The sequence below is a fragment of the Sphingosinicella rhizophila genome, from assembly GCF_032378825.1.
Taxonomy (GTDB): domain Bacteria; phylum Pseudomonadota; class Alphaproteobacteria; order Sphingomonadales; family Sphingomonadaceae; genus Allosphingosinicella; species Allosphingosinicella rhizophila.
Genome location: NZ_JAVUPU010000001.1, coordinates 39,273 through 61,756, shown reverse-complemented (window position 1 = coordinate 61,756; position 22,484 = coordinate 39,273). Strand labels below are relative to the sequence as shown.

15 protein-coding genes are annotated in these 22,484 nt (G+C 61.8%); 3 read left to right on the top strand and 12 right to left on the bottom strand.

The window, feature by feature from the left end; genetic code table 11:
• Positions 1 to 74: 74 nt before the first annotated feature.
• Entirely contained in the window at positions 75 to 2,231 is a 2,157-nt protein-coding gene (locus RQX22_RS00255; protein ID WP_315722562.1) for a TonB-dependent receptor, read from the bottom strand.
• Positions 2,232 to 2,696: 465 nt separating this feature from the next.
• On the opposite strand from RQX22_RS00255, the gene RQX22_RS00250 reads away from it, so the two are divergent.
• Positions 2,697 to 3,272, top strand: a complete 576-nt coding sequence (locus RQX22_RS00250; protein WP_315722560.1) for a MarR family winged helix-turn-helix transcriptional regulator — start codon at positions 2,697 to 2,699, stop codon at positions 3,270 to 3,272.
• Between the two features lie 142 nt (positions 3,273 to 3,414).
• Here the strand turns inward: RQX22_RS00250 and RQX22_RS00245 are convergent, their stop codons facing one another.
• Positions 3,415 to 4,263, bottom strand: coding sequence for an alpha/beta hydrolase (locus RQX22_RS00245; RefSeq protein ID WP_315722557.1), 849 nt, complete (start codon positions 4,261 to 4,263; stop codon positions 3,415 to 3,417).
• Between the two features lie 114 nt (positions 4,264 to 4,377).
• Positions 4,378 to 6,921: a TonB-dependent receptor gene (locus RQX22_RS00240; RefSeq protein ID WP_315722555.1), complete on the bottom strand. Its 2,544-nt coding sequence runs from the start codon at positions 6,919 to 6,921 to the stop codon at positions 4,378 to 4,380.
• Positions 6,922 to 7,047: 126 nt separating this feature from the next.
• Here RQX22_RS00240 and RQX22_RS00235 point away from each other — a divergent pair, with 126 nt between their 5' ends.
• Positions 7,048 to 7,689, top strand: a complete 642-nt coding sequence (locus tag RQX22_RS00235) for an RNA polymerase sigma factor (RefSeq protein WP_315722553.1) — start codon at positions 7,048 to 7,050, stop codon at positions 7,687 to 7,689.
• Positions 7,686 to 8,663, top strand: coding sequence for a FecR family protein (locus tag RQX22_RS00230; RefSeq protein ID WP_315722551.1), 978 nt, complete (start codon positions 7,686 to 7,688; stop codon positions 8,661 to 8,663). The genes RQX22_RS00235 and RQX22_RS00230 overlap by 4 nt, the downstream gene beginning before the upstream one ends.
• 407 nt (positions 8,664 to 9,070) lie before the next feature.
• Here RQX22_RS00230 and RQX22_RS00225 read toward each other — a convergent pair whose 3' ends face one another.
• From RQX22_RS00225 to RQX22_RS00185, 9 genes are all read right to left on the bottom strand, one after another.
• Positions 9,071 to 10,558 carry an amidase gene (locus tag RQX22_RS00225; protein ID WP_315723492.1) on the bottom strand — a complete coding sequence of 496 codons (1,488 nt, stop codon included), beginning with the start codon at positions 10,556 to 10,558 and terminating at the stop codon, positions 9,071 to 9,073.
• 365 nt (positions 10,559 to 10,923) lie between these two features.
• A complete protein-coding gene (locus RQX22_RS00220; RefSeq protein WP_315722549.1) occupies positions 10,924 to 13,488 on the bottom strand; it encodes a TonB-dependent receptor in 2,565 nt (854 codons plus the stop codon).
• An 82-nt stretch (positions 13,489 to 13,570) separates the two neighbouring features.
• Positions 13,571 to 14,527 carry a FecR family protein gene (locus RQX22_RS00215; protein WP_315722547.1) on the bottom strand — a complete coding sequence of 319 codons (957 nt, stop codon included), beginning with the start codon at positions 14,525 to 14,527 and terminating at the stop codon, positions 13,571 to 13,573.
• Positions 14,524 to 15,111, bottom strand: coding sequence for an RNA polymerase sigma factor (locus RQX22_RS00210; protein ID WP_315722545.1), 588 nt, complete (start codon positions 15,109 to 15,111; stop codon positions 14,524 to 14,526). The genes RQX22_RS00215 and RQX22_RS00210 overlap by 4 nt, the downstream gene beginning before the upstream one ends.
• Before the next feature lie 160 nt (positions 15,112 to 15,271).
• Positions 15,272 to 16,252, bottom strand: a complete 981-nt coding sequence (locus RQX22_RS00205) for an alpha/beta fold hydrolase (protein WP_315722543.1) — start codon at positions 16,250 to 16,252, stop codon at positions 15,272 to 15,274.
• A 33-nt stretch (positions 16,253 to 16,285) separates the two neighbouring features.
• The gene (locus RQX22_RS00200) at positions 16,286 to 18,190 is read right to left on the bottom strand and encodes a serine hydrolase domain-containing protein (RefSeq protein ID WP_315722541.1); all 1,905 of its coding nucleotides are present in this window, start codon (positions 18,188 to 18,190) and stop codon (positions 16,286 to 16,288) included.
• 34 nt (positions 18,191 to 18,224) lie between these two features.
• Positions 18,225 to 20,696 (bottom strand): TonB-dependent receptor, encoded by a 2,472-nt coding sequence (locus RQX22_RS00195; RefSeq protein WP_315722539.1) that lies wholly within the window; start codon positions 20,694 to 20,696, stop codon positions 18,225 to 18,227.
• 128 nt (positions 20,697 to 20,824) lie between these two features.
• Entirely contained in the window at positions 20,825 to 21,862 is a 1,038-nt protein-coding gene (locus RQX22_RS00190) for a FecR family protein (RefSeq protein ID WP_315722537.1), read from the bottom strand.
• Complete coding sequence (locus RQX22_RS00185; RefSeq protein WP_315722535.1) at positions 21,859 to 22,365, bottom strand: RNA polymerase sigma factor; 507 nt, start codon at positions 22,363 to 22,365, stop codon at positions 21,859 to 21,861. Before RQX22_RS00185 ends, RQX22_RS00190 begins: the two co-directional genes overlap by 4 nt.
• Positions 22,366 to 22,484: the final 119 nt, after the last annotated feature.

Here is a 22,484-nt window from a genome sequence, read left to right as displayed (position 1 = left end):
GAACCGCCTCACGCAGCATTTGGAGAGAGGAGATACCCTGGGGCAGCCAGCTCGAAAGCTGGCTGCCCGGTCCATTAGAATTTCACGGTGCCGCGGACTCCCCAATAACGTGGCTCCCCATAGACTGCACCTGCGCTCGTCGCACCGAATTGTGCCAAGGCCGATTTGGCCAGGAAGTCCGACGCATAGATTTCGTCGAACAGATTGCGCGCGAACAGCGACAGCCGATAACGCGACCAGACCAGCGAGGCACTGGCATCGACCAGATGATAGGTGTCGCGGAGCGGGCATGGGCCGAAGACCGCGGATTCCCCGCAGAAGCGCGTCGGCCCCACACCATTCACCGCGCCGCTGAGCTCCAGCGATAGATCGTCTGACAGCGGCTGAGTGTAGGTGGCGGAAACGCGATAGCTCCATTTGGGCGCACGCTGGAACTGCTCGCCGACATTGCCGACACCTGGGGCGATGGTTGGCGACAAAGTGGTCGGCGTGACTCGGTTGTAGCCGCCGCTCGCCTCCAACACCAAATTGGGCGTGACGCGATAAGAGGCATCGACTTCAAAGCCATAGGATTCGACCTTGCCCACGTTGACGATGACCACTCTCGGCCCGAGGGGCGTCGGAATGGTCGCCGCAGCGTTGAAGGATTGCGCATCGATATAGAATAAGGCGACGGAGATGTTGCCGAGTCGATCGTCGAAGCTGCTCTTGAAGCCGGTTTCATACTGCCACAGGACCTGGTTCGGAAAGGTTTCCAAGGGGCTGCCGGTCCCGGCCAAGGCTTGATTGAAGCCCCCTTGGGTGAAGCCCTTGGTGATCGATCCATAGATCTGGGTGTCGGGATTGAACAGGTAACGGGCCGTCACCTTGGGCTGGAAACCATGGAATTTCGCTTCCGACCAGGGGCCGACCAGCTGTCGCAATTCCTGCTTGACCTCGTCGTACCGCGCACCGCCACCAAGCACGATATGATCGCTCAACTTATATTCGAAGTCGGCGAACGCCGCATAGGCATCATAATGGAGCGGGGCGGTATTCTGAACGATCGAGATGCCGCCAAAGATGTTGCCGGCAAGCACGTTGCCGCAGCGCCCAGCCCCACAATCGCCAGACGTACCGCTATTATAATATGCCCCGACCAGCCACTTGAAGGGGCCATTATTGCTCGACTGCGCACGCACTTCCTGACTGAAATCCCGTAGCGCACCACTTCCCCGCACCACCAGGAAATCCGCCGGCCCCATATCGACGTCATAGGTGTCACTGAAGCGAAGCTTATTATAAGCGGTGGTGCTGACGAGTTCGAAAGAATCTGCGGAATAGATCAGCCGCGCAGAATGGCTGTTGCTGCGCAGACGGCTTCCCGGCCGCTCCCCCGCAAGCACTCCGGTCGCTGGGCCGAAGCGAGGCGTTTGGAGCAGCTTCCCGTCATCATCATTGATGCCAGTAACCTGATGATAAAGAAATGACGGTCCGGCCTTGTTGACATACGTATATTTCAGATCAGCTGACAGATTGCTCGTCGGTGTGATCGTCACCCGGCCGCTGAACGCTTCGTAATTGTCACGATCGGCGTCGCTTCCGTCGCTGAAGTTTCGGAATCCTGAGCGGCGCTGGATCGAGCCCGACACCCGCGCTTTGATCAAATCCTTGATGATCGGCCCGGCGATCGTCCCGGAGCCGCGGAACGTTTCAGCGTTGCCAGCTTCGGCATTGATCTCGCCCTCGAAATCGTTCGTTGGGGCGCGAGTCACGTAACTGATCGCGCCCGAATAAGCGTTTCGACCATATAATGTGCCCTGCGGCCCCTTGAGGACCTCCACGCGTTCCAAGTCGAACAATGGGATAGAGAAGGCGACGTCGCTGGGCTGATAAACGCCATCGATATAGAGGCCGACGCCGGGGACTCCGAGACCGCGCATCGTCACCGACACCCGGGTAACACGCGGCGAGGTGATGAAGAAATTCGGGATCTGGGTCGACAGGTCGTTCAGCGTCACATTGCCCGATGCAGCCAGATCATCCGACGTGAACACCTCGATGGTCGCCGGAATTTCGAGCAGCCGCTCCTCGCGCTTGCGCGCGGTGACGACGATGTCGCCATCGGGAGCTTCGGCATCCGCCGTGTCGCTTGCGTCGACGGGATCGGTTTGCGCGACCTCTTGAGCAAAGGCTGCCGAGGGCAGGCTCGCGATCGTTCCTAGCAATATCGCTTTAATATGAAATTTCATCTCTCCGGCCCCTTAGCTCCATGTCCAGGTCGCGATGCGACAATCGCCGACAAGACGGCATCACATCATTCCACCCGACCAAACTTGTTGGTGTCGCAATTTTCTTATGTGACTCCAAAATGTCATGATACCTGTTGACATGTCAACGACCAATTTCAAAGTTTTTGAATTGGCTGGACGCTTGCCGTGCGCCGCTGCTACGCTTTGACGTCGGTGATGAAGGAGCGGCCATGGCTCGGATCAGGGCGATATAGGTGCGCGGCAATGACGCTCTGACAGTCGCGCCGACCCCGCAAACCGCGCTCGCAATATTCGGCCAGGGTCATGGTGATGATTAGACGACCGTGACCACTGAAGAATTGGCACGCCTGTCGGCGGCTAAGCCGGTCCGGGAAAGTCACGCTTAGATTCAAAACTCGCTCCGGCAAACACCGAAGCCACAAACAAGCGGGCATAAGATGGAAAGTGCTTGACCACCCTTCCCCATCTCCGCTGTATGTTGACGACGATTTCTTAAACGAGGTTGATATGTCAACGAATGGATCGGCCCTGGCCGATGCCGACAATTCGGAAGCGCAGGGGCAGGATCTGGACGCCCACGCCCTTGCGATCATCACCTTCATATCCAACCGAATGGCGGCTGGAGCTGCAGGCCCCTTGCGCAAGCATTTCGGACTGAGCGTCACCGAAGCGCGGATCGCCTTTCTGGTGGGTGGAGGCGAGTTGACGAGCTCGAATGCGATCGCCCAACATATCGGCCTGGACAAGGCAGCGATCAGCCGCGGCGTGAATAGCCTGGTGCAGATGGGACTTCTCACCCAGGAACGCGATCCGCGGCATGCATCCCGCCTCCGGCTTTCGCTGACCGAGGAGGGATTGAAACGCCGGGAAGGGTTGCGCCGCTTCAATTTCCGCCGGGAAGCCCATCTCTTGTCTTCTCTCAGCGCCAGGGAGCAGAAGCAGCTCGTTCAAAGCCTTCGGAAAGTCCTTGAGAACGTAGAGGCGGCCAACAAATTGTCTCAGCTTGGAGTCTTCTTCTAAGCGACCCACGTCGATTGCCGAATGGAACGGGCTTGTTAGAATTGCCTTCGTGCCCGCAGGCGCTTCTCGATCCACGGCTGCCATATCCAAACTTGCCTGCATCGCAGTCGTCGAGATCCCGCTCTGGGTCCGGGAAAAACGCTCACTTGCCGAGGAGGTAGAGCAAGGCATCGTTCAACGACGGGGCGACCACGGAAGTATGGGTGTAGCCGTCATAGATTTTCGACTTGTATTCGAGGTCATCCCGGCCAGCTTTTTCGAGCACGCTCACCAGGCGCTGATAGTTGCGGCCCATATCTTCATAGAAGTCCACGCCGCCATCCATCTCGCGTGATCCCATAGACAGGAACATCTTGGTCGGATGGACGAGCTTGCCCTTCAGCCGCTCTTCAAGCTGGGCGATATAATCATTGTCCGTGGTGAATATTCCCGGGCTTCCCAGCCAATAGCGGTCGAACAGTTTCGACTGCTGCAGGAAGGCGTAAAAGGTGAAGGTGCCGCCCCAGCTGTCGCCGAGAATGGCGGCTGGCCTGTCCGAGACATTATATTTGGAGCGGATGAACGGATCGAGCTCGTCTTCCAGAAAGGCGAGAAAATTGCCGGCGCCACCGAGCTTCGGGATCGATGCAAGGGCATCCATCATCGCCGGCGGGAATGAATCCGCCATCGTATAGTCGCGCGACCGCGCGTTCACCTGGCCAACCAGATAATCCAGACCGACCAGCAGGACGGGCTTGAAGCCGGGATCGATCAAATCGGCATATTGCAGCATGCAATTGCCCGCGGCCATGCCGAGCATGAACGATGCGTCCAGCACATAGACGATATCCAGCTCCGGATTCCCTTGCCCGAACCGCGCAAAATGCTCCGGGGATGGTGACCAGGTTCCGATCGCCATGTCGGCGCCGACCGCCTTCGAATGATATTCGAACGCTTCGCTGTTGCGCAGCGGCCACGGCGAACCTGTAGTCTTGAAATCGGCGATAGTCATAGCGCGTGCAATCCCTCCGTTGAACCGCGGCATCGTCATCGCAGCCGTCAAGCCGATTCCCGACGCCAGGAATTTTCGTCGACCAAAGGTCCGTTGTCCCATTTGCTCGTGACCCTAGAAATTCGAACTGAGCGAAAGGATGAGGCTGCGCGGCCGGATGAGATAGGCTTGCGATGGCATGTTCGGCGTATAGCTGATGACCCCCCGCTCATTGAAGATATTCTCGGCGCGCAACTGCAATTGATAGCGGCGGTAAGTCAGGCCCGCGCGCAGATCGACGGTGGTGATGCCCGGAAGCTTTATGTTCGGAGAGCTGATGCTGCCGGGAAAGGAGGTGTATTTGGACCCCTGCAGGCGGATCGTGGCACCCACTTGTGCCTGGAGATCCTCGCCGAGCGGAATCAGCTGATCGGCGGTCGCGGACGCGGTCCAGCGCGGAGTCTGAGGAATGGGATCTCCGTCGGCAGCACCGATCACGGCGGTGACACCCGGGTCGACCTCGGTGATGCGCGCATCCGTATGGCCGACATTGGCACCGATGCTGAGCAAGGGCGTTGGCCGCGCATCGACCTGCAACTCGAAACCTCGCACTCGGGCCTTGCCGGCATTGGCGAGCAGCTGCTGCTGTTGAACGATCGTATAGAGCTGGATGTCTCGCCAATCGATGTGGAAGACGGAAGCCTGGATGCTCAATTTCCGATTCAAAAGATCGGCCTTGATGCCGGCCTCGTAATTCCAGACGGTATCGGGGTCGATCTGGGTTTGTGCACCGGGGGGCAGGATCACGGCCGGCTGCGGCCCGCCAGGCCGGAAGCTGCTCGCCGCGCGCAGGAATGTGCTGAGCGTGCTGGTCGGCCGCCAGCGCAACGTCGCCAGATAGGTCAGATGATCATTGCTGCCATCAAACTCCACGGGCGGTGGTGCCCCGCCAAAGAAGGCGTCATAATAGATGCCGCCATAGGCGAGGGTGAAATCCTCCTTATAGTCTGCGTAGCGCAGACCCCCTGTGACATCGAGATCGTCGGTCAAATAGAAAGTCAAATTGCCGAAGGCGGAAATCTCTTCGTAGCGGTCTTTGACCGGGGCGCGGAGGATGAAGCCCAGCGGGCCCGGCAGCTGTGTGTTGGTCGCCATGTCGCGCGCGACGACGTCGGTCGGGATCGTCGCACGCTCCTTGGTGTAGAAACCGCCGGCGATGAATTCGACCGGGCCGAGCCGATTGGACACGAACCGCAGTTCCGCGGTCGTCTTCTTCTGCGGGATGGTGGACGAAACCGCGACGCCGGTGCCTGGTGGGTAGACATAACCGAACAGCCCGAAGGTCGGGAAGAATGGCGCATAGGTCGAGGTCACATCCGTATCGATGTGCAGGCTGCTTTCGAGATAGGCGCCGGTGGCGATCACCTCCCCTATTCCCACATCATATTTGCCGGTGACCGAGGCGAGCCGGTAGCGGATGTTGGTCGGAGCGTCGAAGAAATTGCTGTATTTGCGCGTGCCGTAGAGCGGCGTCAGTGTGCCTGGAACCTGGTCCTCGAGGGCAAGGCCGTCCGTGTCGATATTCTGGATCATCCCGACCACATCGATGGTCAGCCGGTCGGTCGGCGTCCATCCGATCGCGAGGCGTGCGCCCTTGGACACGCTGTCGTTGACGTTCTTCGTACCGGTGCCGAGATTGTCGACATAGCCTGGCGACCGGCGGTAAAAGCCAGTCGCACGCACCGCGAGCCGGTCGGTCACCAGCGGGATGTTGAGGCTGACATTCGCCATATAGCCCGTGCCGCCGCCATCGACCTGAGTCAGCTCTGCCCGCGCACTTCCCGAAAAGGCGGTCGGATCCGGCCGTTTCGAAATCAAGCGGACGACGCCGCCGAGGCTGGATGCACCGTAGAGTGTGCCCTGCGGACCCTTCAACACCTCGATCCGGTCGATGTCGGCGAGTTCGGGTTCCGGAGCGATGAAGGATCCACCACCATTGGCCGAACTCGCGGTGAAGGGCACGTCGTCGAGATAATAAACTGTGGTCGCGGATTGCTGGAGAGATCCGCTGGTCAGGCCTCGGATGAAGACCTTACCATAGCCCGGAGTGCCGGTGTCCTGCACGGTCAAACCCGGCGTCAGGGTGGCATAATCGCGGACCGACTGAACGCCCAGAGTGTCGAGCCGGTCGCCATCATGGACGGTGATCGCCGACGGCACGTCCCGCAACTTCTCGACACGCTTGCTCGCCGTCACCACGATTTCGCCGGAGGAGGAATCATCCGGCTCGATCAGGCTCGCGAGTGCTTGCGGAGCGGCTTCCACCAGCCTGGAAGGCGCGACTTCGGGCGCGCTAGCGCTTTCGGCCAAAGGGAGCACCGTATAGGTTTGCGCCCCCGTCGCGCGGGCGGCGAGACCGGTCCCTTTCAAAAGCTGCGTCAGTGCCTGATCGACGTTCATCTGGCCGCGAACGGCGTTGGTACGCTTGCCGCGCGTATATTTTCGGGCAGCGAAGACCTGGACATTGGCCTGTCTCGCCAAGGCCGGCACTGCGGTGGATGCCGATTGGGCAGGAATGTCGAAAGCCCGCTCCTGCGCCAGAGCGGGCGATGCGGCCGCCATGCAGGTGATCGCGCTGGTCGCGAGAAGCATATTGCCCCGGCTGAAACTCGAATTCATGTCATCCCCCCATCATCCCCTGCGCTTTTGCGCCGATGACTCCAAGGAGACCCGGGCCAATCATTTTCCTTTTCGATTGAGCATTTTTTCGATGTCGCGCCTCTCCTGCGTAAAATGAAAAGGAGAATGATCCGCTCATGTCTCTATATGCTTAGTGACGCATGGCGCGCGCGCAAAAGCGAAGGACAGACGTCGCCGAATGAAAGGATTCTCGACCGGCGCCGCCGGACAGCGAAGTGGGTGGCCGAAGCGGTCATGCCCCACGAACGCTTCGTGCGCGCATGGCTGCGGCGCACCCGCATTCCGCATGAGGATGTCGATGAAGTGATCCAGGATTGTTACTGTCGCTTCGCGATGCTGGACGAGGTCCGGCATATCGAACGGCCCGATGCCTATTTCTTCACCATGGCGCGCAATCTTCTCGGCCGCCGCATGAAGCGGGCCAAGATCGTCCCGATCGAGGCGTTGAGCGAGATCGAGGTTGCCGGCCTGATCGACGAGACCCCCTCGCCCGAACGCCACGTCGCGGCAAGGATGGAGATGAGCAGCCTTCGTGCCTTCGTTGCTTCGCTTCCGGAGCGCCGCCGCCGCATCGTTGAAATGCGCAAGTTCGAGGAATTGCCGCAACGGGAGATCGCGCAGCGCCTCGGGCTGACCGAGAGCATCGTCGAGAACGAATTGTACCAAGGCATGGTCGCGGTCCAGCGGGCCTGGCGCGACTATCGGAGCGAGACGGAACGTCACAGCAACGAAGGACGACGGGCGTGACGGAGCCCAGCATGACCCTGTCACGCGCTGAACTGGACGCGCAGGCGTGGCGCTGGGTCGTCCGCATGGATGCAGAGGATTGGACCTCCGCCGAAGAGGCGGAACTCCAGATCTGGCTCGCTGCCGATCCGAAGCGCCTTGGCGCGCTACTGGAAGCTGAAGCCATGTGGATGGCGCTGGATGGTGCCGACGCAGTGGTCGAGAGCGGCGAGGCACCCGTCCCTCCCCCCAACAGCCGCGGGCCCTGGTTCAGCCGCCGGACCATGCTTGCGGGTGGCGGCGCTGCACTTGCCGCATCCTTTGCCGGTGGCTTGCTGCTCGTTCGCGGCCGTGAGGTCTACGCCACCGGCGTCGGAGAAATCCGCAGGGTGCCGCTGGCGGACGGTTCCACGGCGGCGATCAATACCGCCAGCCGGATCGACATCGAACTGGCCGATACCAGGCGTTCGGTACGGCTCGAACAAGGCGAGGCTTGGTTCCAGGTGGCCAAGGACAGCAACCGGCCCTTCGTCGTCGAGGCGGGACGGATCCGCGCGCAGGCGGTCGGCACCGCCTTTGCCGTGCGCCGGCATAACAATGGCGCCGACATCCTCGTCACCGAAGGCATGGTCGAAGCCTGGGCGGAGGGGGCCGACGGCAACAGGACACGACTGACCGCCGGCCAGCGCGCCTTCGTTGCCGACAATGCGGCGATCACCAGCGCGCCGGCCGAACTCGCGTCGGTCGACCGAACCCTCGCCTGGCGCAGCGGCCGCGTCGATTTCGTCAACGATCCGATCGCGGAGGCAGCGGCGGAGTTCAACCGCTACAATCGCCGCAAGCTCGTCATCCTCGATCCGGCCATCGGCAAGGAGCGGTTCGACGGCGTCTTCCGCACCGACGATCCTGGCGGTTTCGCGGTGGCGGTGCGGGACAGCCTAAGCGTGCCGATCGACCTGTCACGCTCGGAGGAGATCAGGATTGGGAAGCCTTAGCCGCGGCTGATGGGTTATCCTCCGGTGGAAGCCATCCCTTGCTTCGATAATCTGGCCATCGCCTATTCTTAAGATCAGCCCTCGGGGCCTGCAGCGCCATCCGTTGATGCCCCCGTCGCGCGATCGAGCTTATCCGCCCAAACTGCCTGGATGCCTTCTCCGATGATGTCTGGAATTGCAGAGAAATGATCTTTGCCCGGGAAGATGCGCACCTTCAGTTTCAGCGACGGATATGACGTACGAGAGGAACCCACTACTAATCCCTCATGTCAGCTGGCGGGAGCATTGATCTGTGGCTGTGTCGCGCGGAGCGGCCAACAGGATCGGAACGTCGCCCGCTTGTAGCAAATTGTCGAGCATCGGACTAGCTTCGTCCAGGCGTTTGGGATTCAACGGATAATGACGCACTAACCGATCGGCGGACGCTCGCGCCACACGTCGAGCTTTTCCTCTAAAACACGCGCCACCGCTAGCATCTTGCCCTCCTCGAACAAGCGACCGTGCATCGACACGTTGGAGGTGATACGATGCTTGGGTCCAGCCGGATTGGCGGGCACAGCCCCAAGATCGCGCGTCGCGAGCTCGGCAAAACCCGACCTGAATGTGATGCCGGGATGTCCCGTGAAGTTCGCGACCATCAATAGATCGAAGCTGCCATAGGTTGGCGTGAACAGGAGATCGACCCGATCGAACATCTCGTCCATCATCTGCATGACTTGGCGCCGGAACCGTTCGATCTGGTAATAATCGACGGCCGAGAGGAAACGCGACTGCCGCCAGGAATCCGCCCAGGGTGCGATAAGCTGCGCGTCTTTCCCGCTCAGTGTTAATTCTTCGAAGATAGCCGCCGATTCCACGTAGAGACTTTCCAGCAATGCGTAATAAGGCAGCTTGGGAAGCTCGACTTCGACCATCTCGACGCCGGACGCCTGCATTGCGGCCAGACCATTGAGATGGCCACGGCTGGTGGATATCATCCCCGTCAAATCAGTCGTCCCTGCCACATCGCTGCCGAACCCGACTTGGTCGAACCATTTCGGTGAATAGCCAACCTTGATCTTGCTGAGATCGATCTCGGAATCATATTCGAACCCGAAGTCGATAGAGCCAATCGATGTCGGATCGGGTCCATTGATCACCGACAGCACGATTGCTGCATCCTCGATGCGACGGCACAAGGGTCCGATCCGCTCCAGCGAAGGCGTTAATGGCATGCAGCCGTGGACTGGAACGCGCCCGAAGGTGGGGCGGAGGCCGGTGACGCCGCATCGGTCGGCTGGATTGAGAATAGATCCCAGACTGTCGGTGCCGATTGCGAAACTGCACAGGCCTGCGGCGACGCTCGATCCCGAACCTGCGCTGGATCCGCCGGAAGGCTCCTCCAGATTCCAGGGGTTGCGCACCATGCCGCCGAACCAGGTTGCGCCATTCGCCAGTTCCGCCGTTGCGACCTTGCCAAGCAAGACTGCGCCGCTCTCCCGCAGCTCTGTCGCAATCGTAGCATCCTCGGTCGGCACCCTATCCCGATAAAGCGAGGAACCATAAGTGCTGAGAATCCCCGCCGTGTCGACGACGTCCTTGAGCGCATAAGGAATACCGTGCAGCGGCCCGCGCGATTGTCCCGCGGCAAGCTCGGCATCACGTTGCTTCGCCTGCGCGTGGGCGATGCTGTCGGTCACCGTGATGAAGGCATGGAGCTTCGGGTCGATCCGGCGAATGCGATCCAAATAGATGTCAGTCAGACGCGCGCTCGTGAGCTGGCGTGTCCGTAACCAATGCGCCTGCTGAGTCACGGAAGCATAAGCAATGTCGATATCCGCCTTCGGCAATGGCGGAATTTTCTCGTCGTGCAAACGAAGGCGATTTTGTTGCGGCTTATAGCTCCGCCCCGGCATGCGAGGGTCGAAACGCGAGGCAGGTTGCAGATCCAGCGCCTTCGGCAGGCCCCGAACAGCTTTAACCGCCTGCACCTGTCCTGCGATGGACACGGCGATGCGGCCTAACGCATCTTTCGGAAAATCCACCGCGTGCAGCTTTTCCGCTTCGCCGAGTGTCTTCGCGTCGATATCTGTGGCGTTGGAGGCGCGAATGGCTCCGTCCTTTCCCGCTGCCAATGAAACGGCCGGCGCCAATCCCGTGCCTGCCGCAGCAAGCCCTAGAGCAAGAACCTCTCGACGTTCCAACACTTATTCCCTTCTGGTTATCTGACCCCAACAGGCGGATCAGTGGCAATTCCCCCGCGTTGGCACCGTTCAGCCACTCAAAACTCAGTGGAGAGCGACAGGGTAAACGTCCGCGGGCGGATCAATATGGCTTGGGTCGCGACCAGTTGCCCCGGCACAACCTTACCCGTGGTCACGCTGGTGAAGCCGTTGCTGTCGAAGATATTCTCCGCTCGCAACTGCACCATATAGCCGTCAAACCGCACCCCGGCGCGAAGATCGAGGGTCGTGATCGACGGAATCTGCACGTTCGGGTTTAGCGCCGAACCGGGGAAGGAACTGGGCTTGTCGGATTCGTGACGGAGCGTCGCACCGACTGTGCCGTAGATCCCGTCGGAAAGAGCGAAGATTTGGTCAGCATAGGCGGCAGCGGTCCATTCCGGTGTGAGCGGCAGCTTGTCGCCGTTCGCGGCGCCGAGATAAGCGGCCGGGCCGGGATCGATCCGGGTGACGCGCGCATTGGTGTAGCCGAGACTGGCACCCATCGTCAGGTTGCGGTTCGGCTTGGCGGCAAGCTCGAGCTCGAAGCCGTCGACCCTCGCGTCGCCGCCATTGCCCTGCAGGACAAACCCGCCGGCGAGCGAGTTGAGCTGAATGTCGGACCAGTCGATCCGGTATATGGAGGCGGAGAAATCGACCTTGCCCGGGACCAGCGCGCCTTTGATGCCGGCCTCGTAGCTCCATACAGTGTCGGGGTTGATGCTGGTCTGGGCGCCGGGCGGCAGCACCGGATTGGTCTGCGGCCCACCGGGCCGGTAGCCGCTGGCGACACGGAAGAAGGTGCTGAGATTATCGGTCGGCCGCCAGCGCAATGTGCCGAGATAGGTCGTTGCCGAATCTGTAAACGTATAGAGGTTGGTAACTCCAGCCGGATTTGTCGCGAGCAAGCCCGAGTTGAAGTTCAGCACGTCCTCTGTGTTGCGGGCGTAGCGGAGGCCACCGGTGACATCGAGATCGTCGGTGATGTAGAAGGTGACATTGCCGAAGCCGGCGATCTCCTCATAGTCGGACGTTGTCAAAGTGGTGATGAAATTGCCGAGAGGGTCGGAGATCGGCACGCCGGTGGCGATGTCGATGGCGTCGATGTCGATCGGATAGGCGCTCTTCTCGTTGGTGTAAAAAGCACCAAGGACGAATTCGAAACGACCCATCCGCTCGGAGACCAGACGGGATTCGGCAGTGAATTTCTTCGTGCCGGGGCCGCCTGGTGCAACCAGGCCGGTGCCGGGGGGATAGCCGAAGAGCGGCAGGAAGATGCCATAGGCTTCGGTATAGTCGGTATTGAAGGTCAGCTTCGTCTTGGCATAGCTCAATGTCGAGATCAGCGACATCGGCCCAAAATCATAATCCACGGTGGCAGTGGCCAGCCGGTAGCGGATCAGGGTCTTGGAATCGATGAACTGGCTGTACTGACGCTTGCCGTAGAGCGGGATCAACGTGTCGGTAACATTGTCCTGCTGGGCGAGACCGTTGGAGTCGATATCCTGATAGATACCGATCAGGTCGATGGCGAGATTTTCGGTCGGCGTCCAACGGAAGGCGAGCCGGGCGCCGACGCTGTCGCCGTCGTTCACATCGTTGGTGCCGGTACCGACATTGTCGGCCCAGCCCGGCAGCCTCCGATAATAAGCAGTAACGCGGGCGGCCAGCTTGTCTTGCACTAGGGGGAGATTGACCGAACCGCGGACGGCGAAGCCCTCGTTACCGTGACTGACGGTCGTCGCCTCGACCCGCAAATTGCCCGAGAAATCGTTGGGTTCCGGACGCTTGGAAACGATGCGGATCAGACCGCCGAGACTGGAGGCGCCGTAAAGCGTGCCCTGGGGTCCTTTAAGCACTTCGATCCGGTCGATATCGGCAAGCTCAGGTTCCGGCTTCACGAGACCGCCGACGCCGAGGAATCCACTCGAACTGAACGGCGCATCGTCAATGTAGAATGCAGTCGTGTTGGTGATCTGCTGCGGCCCGGTGTTGAGTCCGCGGAGGATGACCGTGCCAAAGCCGGGCGCACCGCTGTCGCGCTGGCTGAGGCCGGGCACGAGGCTTGCATAATCGCGGAACGACGTCACACCCTGGTTTTCGAGTGTCTCGCCGGTGATGGCGGTGATCGCGGCGGGAACGTCCCGCAGCCGCTCCTCTCTGCGCGACGCGGTGACGACGATTTCCTGCGAGGCCGTTTCGCTCGCCTCCTCCGCAATCACCTGGGAAGAGGCTTGCTCGGGTGGGTCCATGGCCACTTGGATAGCCCCTGCGGCGGCCGTCTGAATGAGCTGCGCGCGCGCAGTCTGCCGTGCCGGCAGGATCGACCAGGCCGCCGGCGCCGTCTGGCGTGCGATGAGCCCGGTCCCGCGGAGAAGCTCCTGCAATGCCTGCTCGATGTTCATCTGCCCTTTGACGGCGCGGGTCCGCTTGCCACGGGCGGCATTGCCGGAAATGAGGATCTGGGCGTCGGCCTGCCGCGCCAAAGCGGTGACGCCGCTTGCGGCATCCAGCGCGGGAACGTTGAACACCCGCATTTGCGCTGCTGCAGGCTGCGCGAAGCCGATCGTGGTGACCGCGGCTCCGGCAAGCAATGCGCGACGGATATCCCAGATATTATGCATGATCCGATCCCCCCTCTCAGTTCCGCTCGACGGCGGGCTCATCGCATTGACCAGCGGCGGGAATTTTTCCGTATATATTCGGTCAAAAGTTTCTTTTCGAAGCGATGACAATGCGCTCCGGACCGCGCTGGGTGATCTCGGCGCCGGTGATCGCCTCGACCGTGGCCGCGAAGCCTTCGGGATCGTCAGTGCGGAACATGCCGTGCAGCGGCTCGCGCGCCAGCTCCGGATCGGCGACGACGATCTTGCGCGCATTGTAGCGGTTGATCTCGGCAACAGCCGCGGCGAGGCTTTCGCCGGCGAGATCGATGCGGCCGCTTCGCCAGGCCAGCGCCCGGTCGATCTCGGGCGCGGCATGGCTCTCCTTGCTGATCGCGGCATTGTCGGCGACGAAGGCGCGCTCGCCAGCGGCGATGCGGACACGATGCCCCTCGGCACCTTCCACCCAGCTTTCGACCACGCCGTCGGTCACCAGCACGTCGGCCCCATCGTTGCGGCGGCGTACGGAGAAGGCGGTGCCGACGGCGCGGACGCGGACCCGGCCGGCTTCCACCGTGAAGGGCCTGCGGGCATCCTTGGCCACCTGTAGCCAGGCTTCGCCGCGCGCCAGCTCGACCACGCGGGCGCTTTTCTCAAGCCTGACCGCAAGCTCCGTGTCGGAGTTGATCGATGCCACGGATCCGTCGGCCAGGGGCACGCGGCTGATCTCGCCGATCCTGGTCTCATAGCGTTCGCCGGGCGAGAGAGCGAAAAGGCCAAGAGCGACGGAAGCGGCAAGCAGCCCGCCTCCGCCGGCCAACAGCCCGCGCCGCGAAACCCGGCCCGATGAAGCTTCTTGCGGCGCGGCCTCCTCCGCTTCCCCGGCTTGGCCAACCAGGGCCCATGCGGCTTCCGCCCGAAGGAAGGCCCCGCGGCGGCGGCTGTCGTCGCCGATCCACTGTTCGATCTCCGCTTCCAGCGCAGGCGTCCGTCCTTCATTCTCGACGCGGATGGCGAAGCGCGCGGCTTCCGCCTCGATGTCGCGAGCCGTCAGGGTCATGACCGCCCTCCCCTGCCCGGCCGGCGCGCTTCATAATCTGCGGAGACCCGATCCCCCTGCGCGCGGAGGCCGTCCATGATCAGCCTGAGGCCACGCACGCTTTCATTTTCGACGATGGTTTCCGGCACGCCCATCATTTCGGCGACCTCACGCTGCGAGCGCCCGTCGATCCGACGCAGCTCGACGATCCGGCGACAGCGGTGGGGCAAGGCTGCGATGAGCGCCCGGACACGGCCCAGCTCGCGGCGGTCGCCCGCCATACGCTCAGGGCTCGGCGCCTGATCCGCGCCTGCCATCGCCTCGATCTCTGAAATGGCGTCGATCCTCACCACCCGGGCGCGCGCCCATCGATTGGCGAGGATATTGCGCACGGTCGTGAGGAAGAAGGCGCCGGGATTTTCGACATGCTTGAACGCGTCCAAAGCGGATAAACGGCAATATCCCTCCTGAATAAGGTCATCAATGTCCTCCGCGGGCAGCATCCGGGCAGAGAGCCAGGCACGCACGACGGGTTCGTGGGGCATGACCTTGCCGGCCACCCACGCCACCAGTTCACGACGACGCCAGGATTGCTCCGTCTCCATAACTCCCAAGCGGGCACGATGCCCGTCGCTTCACAATGACAGGCGAAGCCAGACTTTCCGTATAGCGAGTCGGCGAAAAGTCGAAATATTCAGCGGTCCCGTAATCTCAGACTCGGGGTGCACGTCATCGAGGCAAGCTGGCCCGGGGGCAGGTTCGCCATCAATTCTCCCCATCTACCCGCTGCGCGCTTCCGGCAGCCATGACTTCGCGGACGGCATTCACCACATGGGCTGCGTGCTGCTTGTTCATGACGATGCTCATATGATCGGCTTGGGGCAGAATGATCTGGCGGCCGCGCGTGGATAGAGAGGCCGTCCGCTTCTGCAATGCGTTCTTCGTTTCGATGATCTCGACCTCCTTCTGGAGCTCGGGATCGCCTTGCGAGAAGTGGGTGGCGGCCGCGCTGAGCACGATCAGTGGCAAGTCGCCAAGATCCGTCACCTTGCGGGCCTCACTTGCCGAAGTGTGGAAAGCCTTCACTTCACGCGCCATGGTGCTGAACGTGCCGGGCGCGGCAGACAGGCGGGAGAGGCTGATTGCGATTGGGCGCGGTAGGTCCTGGTTCAGCGGCATCAGCTTTCGGACGAGGGGCGCGAGCCCGATGGTTGAGGCGACTTCCATCCCTTTGAGGAAGGCGAAGCCGAGGGGCGGCGTTTCCAGATTCTGATCCGGATGACTGGTATCGATAAAAACCAGTCCTGCCGTCTCGTCGGGATATAGCTTCGCGAAAATGGGCATCATCAACCCGCCTATCGAATGACCGGCAACGATGTAAGGGCCGGCTTCCCCCGCATTTTGAAGAAGAGTGTGAAGTTCCCGAGCGATCGTCACGGCGTCGCGGCTCGCCGAGCTGGGCTCGCTCCAGCCCATGCCGGCGCGATCATAGGCGCAAACCCGAGTGAAGCCCGCTACCCCCTGCTGAACCCAGTAATAGCCCGGCGACGCGACCCCTGCTCCAGCGTCGATCACGACGGTGGGCCGCAAGGATTGATCACCGGAGCAGGCGATGTGAAGGGCATGTCCGCCCACGTCGATCATTCGCCCCGGCGGCGCCCCCTTCCCCGGATCGACCGCGGCGGAAATGGTGAGCCCCAATGCAGCCATACCGACGATACCGGCGGCAATCCACCTCTTCTTCACAATGGCATCCTTTCTTGCATCGATTTCAAGCCTTCAGAAAGGCCAGCCAATCAGGTTCATGTATCGAAGCGGCAGCAGGACGAGGCAAAGCGCGACAGCCAAGAGCGAAAAATGGACCCGTCTGGCAGTGCCGGGCCTGCCGCTGCCCCAAAGTCCGGCTTGCCATCCACGGATCGCCATCAGGATGGCGGCGAGGACGCAAGCGAGCAAAGCGTTGACCATGACGACCAGGAAGACCGCGCCGCGGCGATCGCCATAAGCATAAGCCTCGAACCCGGAAAGGCCGCCCCAGATCGGTGCCACGAAGAGGATGGAGGCGACAATGCCAGCGGTAAGGATCATTGCCGGCGATCGGGTTGCCCAACGTTCGAGCCGCGTCGCATTCGGCCAGCGCAAGGCCAACAAGCCAGTAATGAACAAGGCGAGGCCGGCGAGCCCGAGCGTGCCGACCGTGCCGGGATGGTCAAGGCCCGTAACCCGCTTCAGCGACGAGAAGGGAAAATAAGGCACCATCACCGGATCACCGCTCCGACCCGCGGTGAAGGCGACATAATTGAAGATGCCTTTGTCTGTACCCTCGTAAATGCCGGGAGCCAAAGGCTTCAAAGCCGCAATGCCGACGATTTCCAGATGATCCTTATCCTTGGTTCGAACGGAAATGACAGGATCGAGCATCCTGATGCCCTTGTGGGGCCGCCGCTGGAAGACATAGTCGCCGGCAAGATCTCCCGTGGCTTGCCGCGCGCCGGCGATGTTTGTGTCGAGGCGCAGGGGCCCGAGAAAATGCGCAAGGAAGCGATAGCCCATCTGTCGCGGTGAATGATCCCGGTTCCGCCGAGCGCCGGGAGATGCTGGCTGGGCTTCATTGGACATGCTGATGAAGATGCCGGCGCGCAGGGACGGGATCATCACCAGCATCGTGTGCGCGCCCGGAAGATCGCCCCCATGTTCCGCAATCAAGCGACCATTCCATCGCTGCGTGAAATAGCCAATGCCAATTCCAGTCATGGCCGGATGCGACCAGGCGATGGGCCGAAACATGTTTTCCTGCCCGCTCGCGCGTAGCAGTGGACTGGAAGCGTCGCCGCTGCGGAGCGACGCAGCCGCCATGAATCGGGCCATGTCGACTGCAGTGGAAATCACCGAGCCAGCCGGCGCGGAAAATGGGTGGAGCGCCGTCCAGGGCACCGGCCTGCTTCTCCCGCCCGCAAGCAGAACGCGGCTCTCGACAAGATTCTTGGGTTTATCGACGCTCAGGTCGAGCGCTGTCGCGTTCATCCCGAGTGGCCGTAAGATCCGGCTGTCCAAATATTGCGCATAGGACAGGCCGGTAACGTCTTCGATCAGAAGGGCGAGGATCGAGTAGCCCGCGTTGGAATAATCGATCAAACCGCCCGGAGGCCGCGCAAAGTCCGGCAGGCGTGGCCGAATGTCCTTGGCCGAAAGTGGAACCGCCACCGGCCTGTTGGTAGCAGTGCCGAACATGATATCCTCGAAGCCCGCCGTGTGGGTAAGGAGATGGCGGATGCTGATCGGGATATTGGTATTGGCGGGCAGCTTGAAACGCTTGAGATAGTCATTTGCCGGATCGTCGATGCTCCGGATCAGTCGCCGTTCAAGAAGCTGCGCCACCGCGGTGGCGACGAAGAGTTTGCTGATGGAGGCAATCCTGATCCGGCTTTCGGGGCCGATGGGCTTGGTGCGCCCCGCATCGGACCAGCCATAGCCCTTTGCGAGCAGGACGCGGCCGTCCTGGACCACCGTAATGACGGCCGCATCGGTTTTGCCGGCCAGCATGGCCGCCCCGACATGGGCATCGGCCCACGCGGCGACGGCCTCGGGCGAGAGCGCTGTCTGCGCCCGTGCCGCTTCCCCAAGCAGGCCGAGGAGGCATGCCGCCAGCATCGCAATGCCGGCGAAAAGGCCCGATCGCGTCACGCACTCTCCCCATCTGCGAAAACGGTCCAATTCGTCAGAAATCCGTCTTCACCACAAGCCCGATAGTTCGCGGCTGCAGATACGTCAGACGTTCCCCGGCAAAATTCGTGAAGCGGCCGATGATCGCCTTTTCGTTGAACAGATTCCTGACGAACACCGAAGCATCCCAACCGCCGAAAGCAACGCCGGCGCGCGCGTCGACCTTGTCATACGGATTGAGAGTGATCGGTTGGTTCGCGGAGGCGCCACGTTCACCGACGCGCGAATATTGTCCGAACACATAAAGATCCGCACTGGCCGAGACCGGAAACCGATATTCAGCGTTCACATTGGCGGTGAATTCCGGAATGTTCGGCAGAGGATCGCCGGCTTCGACTTGGAGGGTCGGGAAATCGCTGTCGAATTCGGCATCGATCAAGGTCATGGAGGCGCCAAGGTTCAGACCGCGTACGGGCCTTGCCTGCAATTCGAGTTCCAGTCCTTGGCTATGCGCAGCGCCGGCATTGCCGACGAAAGAATAGCCGCTTCCGGTCAGGATGTTCGTCTGGATGTCGGTCCAATCGATGTGAAAGACGGCGCCGTTAAAGACCAACCGATCGTCGAGCCAGCTCGTTTTCCAGCCCAGTTCATATTGCCAGAGCTTGTCCGATTCATATTGCGGCTGCGGCGTCGGGATTTCCGTTGGCGGCACGAACGAATTCGGTCCCCCGGGTCGGTAGCCGGACGAGGCCTGCGCGTAGAAGAGAAGGTTTCGCGTTGGCTTGTACGAAAGCAGGGCCTTGTAGGTGAAGCCCGATTCCTCGGCTGCGGCGCTGATTTGAGTGCCGTCGATGACCGATTCAAGGGTACCGGCGAAGGCGAACAGGCCGCGCTGGTCATGGCGGAACGACGTCTCCAGATTGTAGCGTCGCAGCCCGATCGTCGCTTCCAGGGTGTCGGAGAGGCGATAAGTCAGTTCCCCAAAGAAGGATATTTCCTCCGTTCGGCTCGACGATTGGAAGTGAGAGAGGGAGTTACCTGGGGCAAGGGGACCAAATATGGCGCCGGCCCCGGGCGCGACCTGAAACTGCGCTCCTTCTGCCTTATCCTTCTGGTAGAAAAAGCCCGCCAACCACAGCAATGTGCCACTGTTATCGCTGACCAGACGCACCTCCTGCGTCAACCGGCGCGTTTCCCCATCCGCGCCGAGTTCGATCGGTGTAATCGAAGAGGTGTCGGCGCCGCCAGCGAAGATGGCGCTGAAGATGGGAAGGAAAGACCCGGCGATATTGGTGACGTCGGCCCGCTGCGCCGTATCCACCGTCGCATAGGAACTGGACGAAACGAGCGAAGCAAAGCCAAAATCGATATTGGCGGTGATATTGAACTGGTTAAGTTCGTCCAGGAAGCGCTCACCCGCAGGCCGGTTTTGGCGGAAGCGGCCCACGCCCAATTCCCCGTCTTCGGAGCCGGAGCCGTTCCGATCCGTCCTCTGGTAATAATATGCAGCGTCGATCGTGACGTCGGTGTCAGGCTGCCATCGCGCCATCAATCTGCCGCCCTCAATATCCTCGCTGCCGATATTCTTCTTGATGAGGCTGCCCAGTTGCGGCGCTTCGGGCGGGACGTGCATGACGTTGTAATTGTCGACGAAACCCGGAACCCGCTCGCGATAGCCCACCGCGCGCAAGGCCAGCCGATCCCGGCTGATCGGGACGTTCAACGCGACATTGGCGTCAAACCCGTCGCCACCCTGGTCGACCGTCGAGATGGCGCCTTCGACCCGCCCCTCGAAATCGCCGAGATGCGGCTTGCGCGTGATCGTGCGGATCGCGCCGCCCATGGCGCTAGAACCGAACAGCGTGCCCTGCGGTCCCCTCAGCACCTCGACGCGCTCGATGTCGAACAGGCGAGGATCCACCGACTGCGGCGTTTCGTCAAGATATCGGGCCGTGGTCGCGGCCGAACCGAGACTCGGAATGCCGCGCACCACGAAAGCCGACCGTCCACCTTCCTGCCGCGTGAAGGACAATCCAGGGACGGTGAGTGCGAAATCCTCGGCATCGCGCGCCCTCAGCCTCTCAAGCTGCTTCGCCGAAACGGCGGAGACGCTCGCCGGCACGTCCTGCGCACTTTGCTCGCGCCGCGTGGCGGTGACGATGATCTCGTCGCCGTCATCGTAGGGCAGATCGTTGGCTGATGCAGATGACGTTGGGACCTGCCCTATAGCCGCCGAAACCTGGAGGCCGGGCTTCACCATGTAGACGCCGCCCCGCCCCAGTTCGACGCTCAACCCCGAATTGATCAGCATGCGGTCGAGCGCTTCTCGAACGCGATAAGTTCCTTTCACCGCCGCGCTGCGCTTGCCTCGTACCGCCGCGCCGCTGAACACGACATTCTGGCGGGTGGCCTTGCCCAGGCTGCGTAGCGCGTCGCCCAGGCTCTGCGCCGGTATGTCGAGCTGATAGGTCTGGCCCTCAGCGACGGCCGGCGCCGGTGCCGCCACTGCGCTAACGCCGACGCCCACAGATGCCAAAAGCAAAGCTCGACGAATATTCCTGATCATGCTCACCCCCCTAGTCGCTCGACCAGTCAAGCTGGCCCTTCTCTTGCGACGCGCCAGAACGGCAAACTCGGAATGGAATGGTGATCTTTTTATTCGCTATCGTCGCTGATCAGCACGATCTTTCCGTCGACGGCAAGGCTGCGGACCGGGAAAACGCCGGTGATGCCGGTCACGAAGCCCGACGTGTCGGCGGCATTGAACACGCCGCTGATTGGGATCCCGCCAACCCTTGGATCGCCAAGGGCGAGGGGCGTGGTCGCATAACGGTTCATGCGCGCCACCGCTTCGCCGAGCGGTTCATCGGAGAAGCTGAGCTGCCCCGCCTCCCAAGCCGCGCTCCGGCCAAGATCGACCTCCGTGAGAGTGCCGACGCCCGATGCAGGCAGGCTGAGCTCGCTTCCGGGCACCATCAGCTGGTCCGCCGCCAGGAGCTGGCGCGCGGTGCGAACCGGCGCCGGTGCCCCCGTTTCGGCGTCGAGCACGGCGACATGCCCTTCGTATAAAACGACATCCACCTTGCCCGCCAGCATCTCAACGCTGAACGAGGTGCCGGTCGCGACGATGAGCTTGCCGCCCGCGGTCACGCTGAACGGCCTGAGCGCGTTCTTCGCGACGTCGAATTTGGCGCGTCCGGACAAAAGGGTAAGCGACCGCCGGTCATCGGAATAAGTGACGCCGACCTTTGAGGCCGCATCGAGTGAGAGGCGCGAGCCGTCGTCGAGCATGACCACGCGGCGCTCGCCGACACCGGTTTCGAAGCTTTGGCCGCGCGGCCAGAGCATCAGCGAACCCACAAGGAAGAGCGCCAGCAGTGAAGCGGCGACGGCCGGCCACCGCCGGCGGTAGTGCTGCGGACCGACATTATCCTGGATCGGCTGGGTGCCCAGAGCCTCCAGCGCGTCGACACGCACGCTGACGAGCTCGGGTGGCGCGGCGCGGCCGTCGAGCGCGCGCCAGATGAAGCTTGCGCGGTCGAAGGCGGCACGGTTTGCGGGATCGGCCTCCATCCATGTTTCGAACGCTTCGACCTGCCCATCCGACATGTCGCCTTCGGCAACGCGGCGGCACCACTCACCCGCTTCCAGCGCCTGCGCGCTCGGTTCCGCTTCGTATCGCTTCGCGGTCATGACCGGTCCCCCAGGCGATCGATCAGGAAGGCCATGGCGCGGCCGACCTGCTTTTCGACCGCGCTCTCGGTAATGCCGAACCGGGCCGCGATGGTTTTCTTGCCGACATTCTCGATACGGTAGAGCGTGAAGATCCGGCGCGTCCGCTCGGGCAGCTCAGCCAGCCCGGCATAGAGCGTCTGGAGCATGTCGTGGCCCGCGGCGACGCGGTGCGGATCGAGCAGATCGACGCCGACATCCTCGCCGCGCTGCACATCCTCACGATATTCGGTGCGCACGCGTTCTCGCCGAGAGCGATCGCGGAGCAGGTTCGACGCGGTCTGGAAGATATAGGCCTCGCGCTTTTCGACCACCGACATATCGACGGTCGCCAGCCGAATGAAAACCTCCTGCGTCAAATCCTCGGCCTCTGCGTGATTGTGGGTACGGCGCATGAAATAGCGGATGAGCGCCGGCCTGTAGGCGACGTTGAGAGCCTTCAATTCCGCACGGTCGGCAGTCATTCCGACGAAGCCATAGCCATTCCTGTCATTAGGCTCGACGCACGAAGGCGCCAAGCCCGGACATGACGCGCATAATTTAATGGATGACGGCCCGGCTTGCCCTCGCGCCGTGTGGCCGG

Bases quoted from the DNA above. Each gene is read 5' to 3' on its own strand.
- RQX22_RS00255 (WP_315722562.1), bottom strand. From the start codon at position 2,231: ATGAAATTTCATATTAAAGCGATATTGCTAGGAACGATCGCGAGCCTG.
- RQX22_RS00245 (WP_315722557.1), bottom strand. From the start codon at position 4,263: ATGACTATCGCCGATTTCAAGACTACAGGTTCGCCGTGGCCGCTGCGC.
- RQX22_RS00240 (WP_315722555.1), bottom strand. From the start codon at position 6,921: ATGAATTCGAGTTTCAGCCGGGGCAATATGCTTCTCGCGACCAGCGCG.
- RQX22_RS00235 (WP_315722553.1), top strand. From the start codon at position 7,048: ATGATCCGCTCATGTCTCTATATGCTTAGTGACGCATGGCGCGCGCGC.
- RQX22_RS00225 (WP_315723492.1), bottom strand. From the start codon at position 10,558: ATGCCGGGGCGGAGCTATAAGCCGCAACAAAATCGCCTTCGTTTGCAC.
- RQX22_RS00220 (WP_315722549.1), bottom strand. From the start codon at position 13,488: ATGCATAATATCTGGGATATCCGTCGCGCATTGCTTGCCGGAGCCGCG.
- RQX22_RS00215 (WP_315722547.1), bottom strand. From the start codon at position 14,527: ATGACCCTGACGGCTCGCGACATCGAGGCGGAAGCCGCGCGCTTCGCC.
- RQX22_RS00210 (WP_315722545.1), bottom strand. From the start codon at position 15,111: ATGGAGACGGAGCAATCCTGGCGTCGTCGTGAACTGGTGGCGTGGGTG.
- RQX22_RS00190 (WP_315722537.1), bottom strand. From the start codon at position 21,862: ATGACCGCGAAGCGATACGAAGCGGAACCGAGCGCGCAGGCGCTGGAA.
- RQX22_RS00185 (WP_315722535.1), bottom strand. From the start codon at position 22,365: ATGACTGCCGACCGTGCGGAATTGAAGGCTCTCAACGTCGCCTACAGG.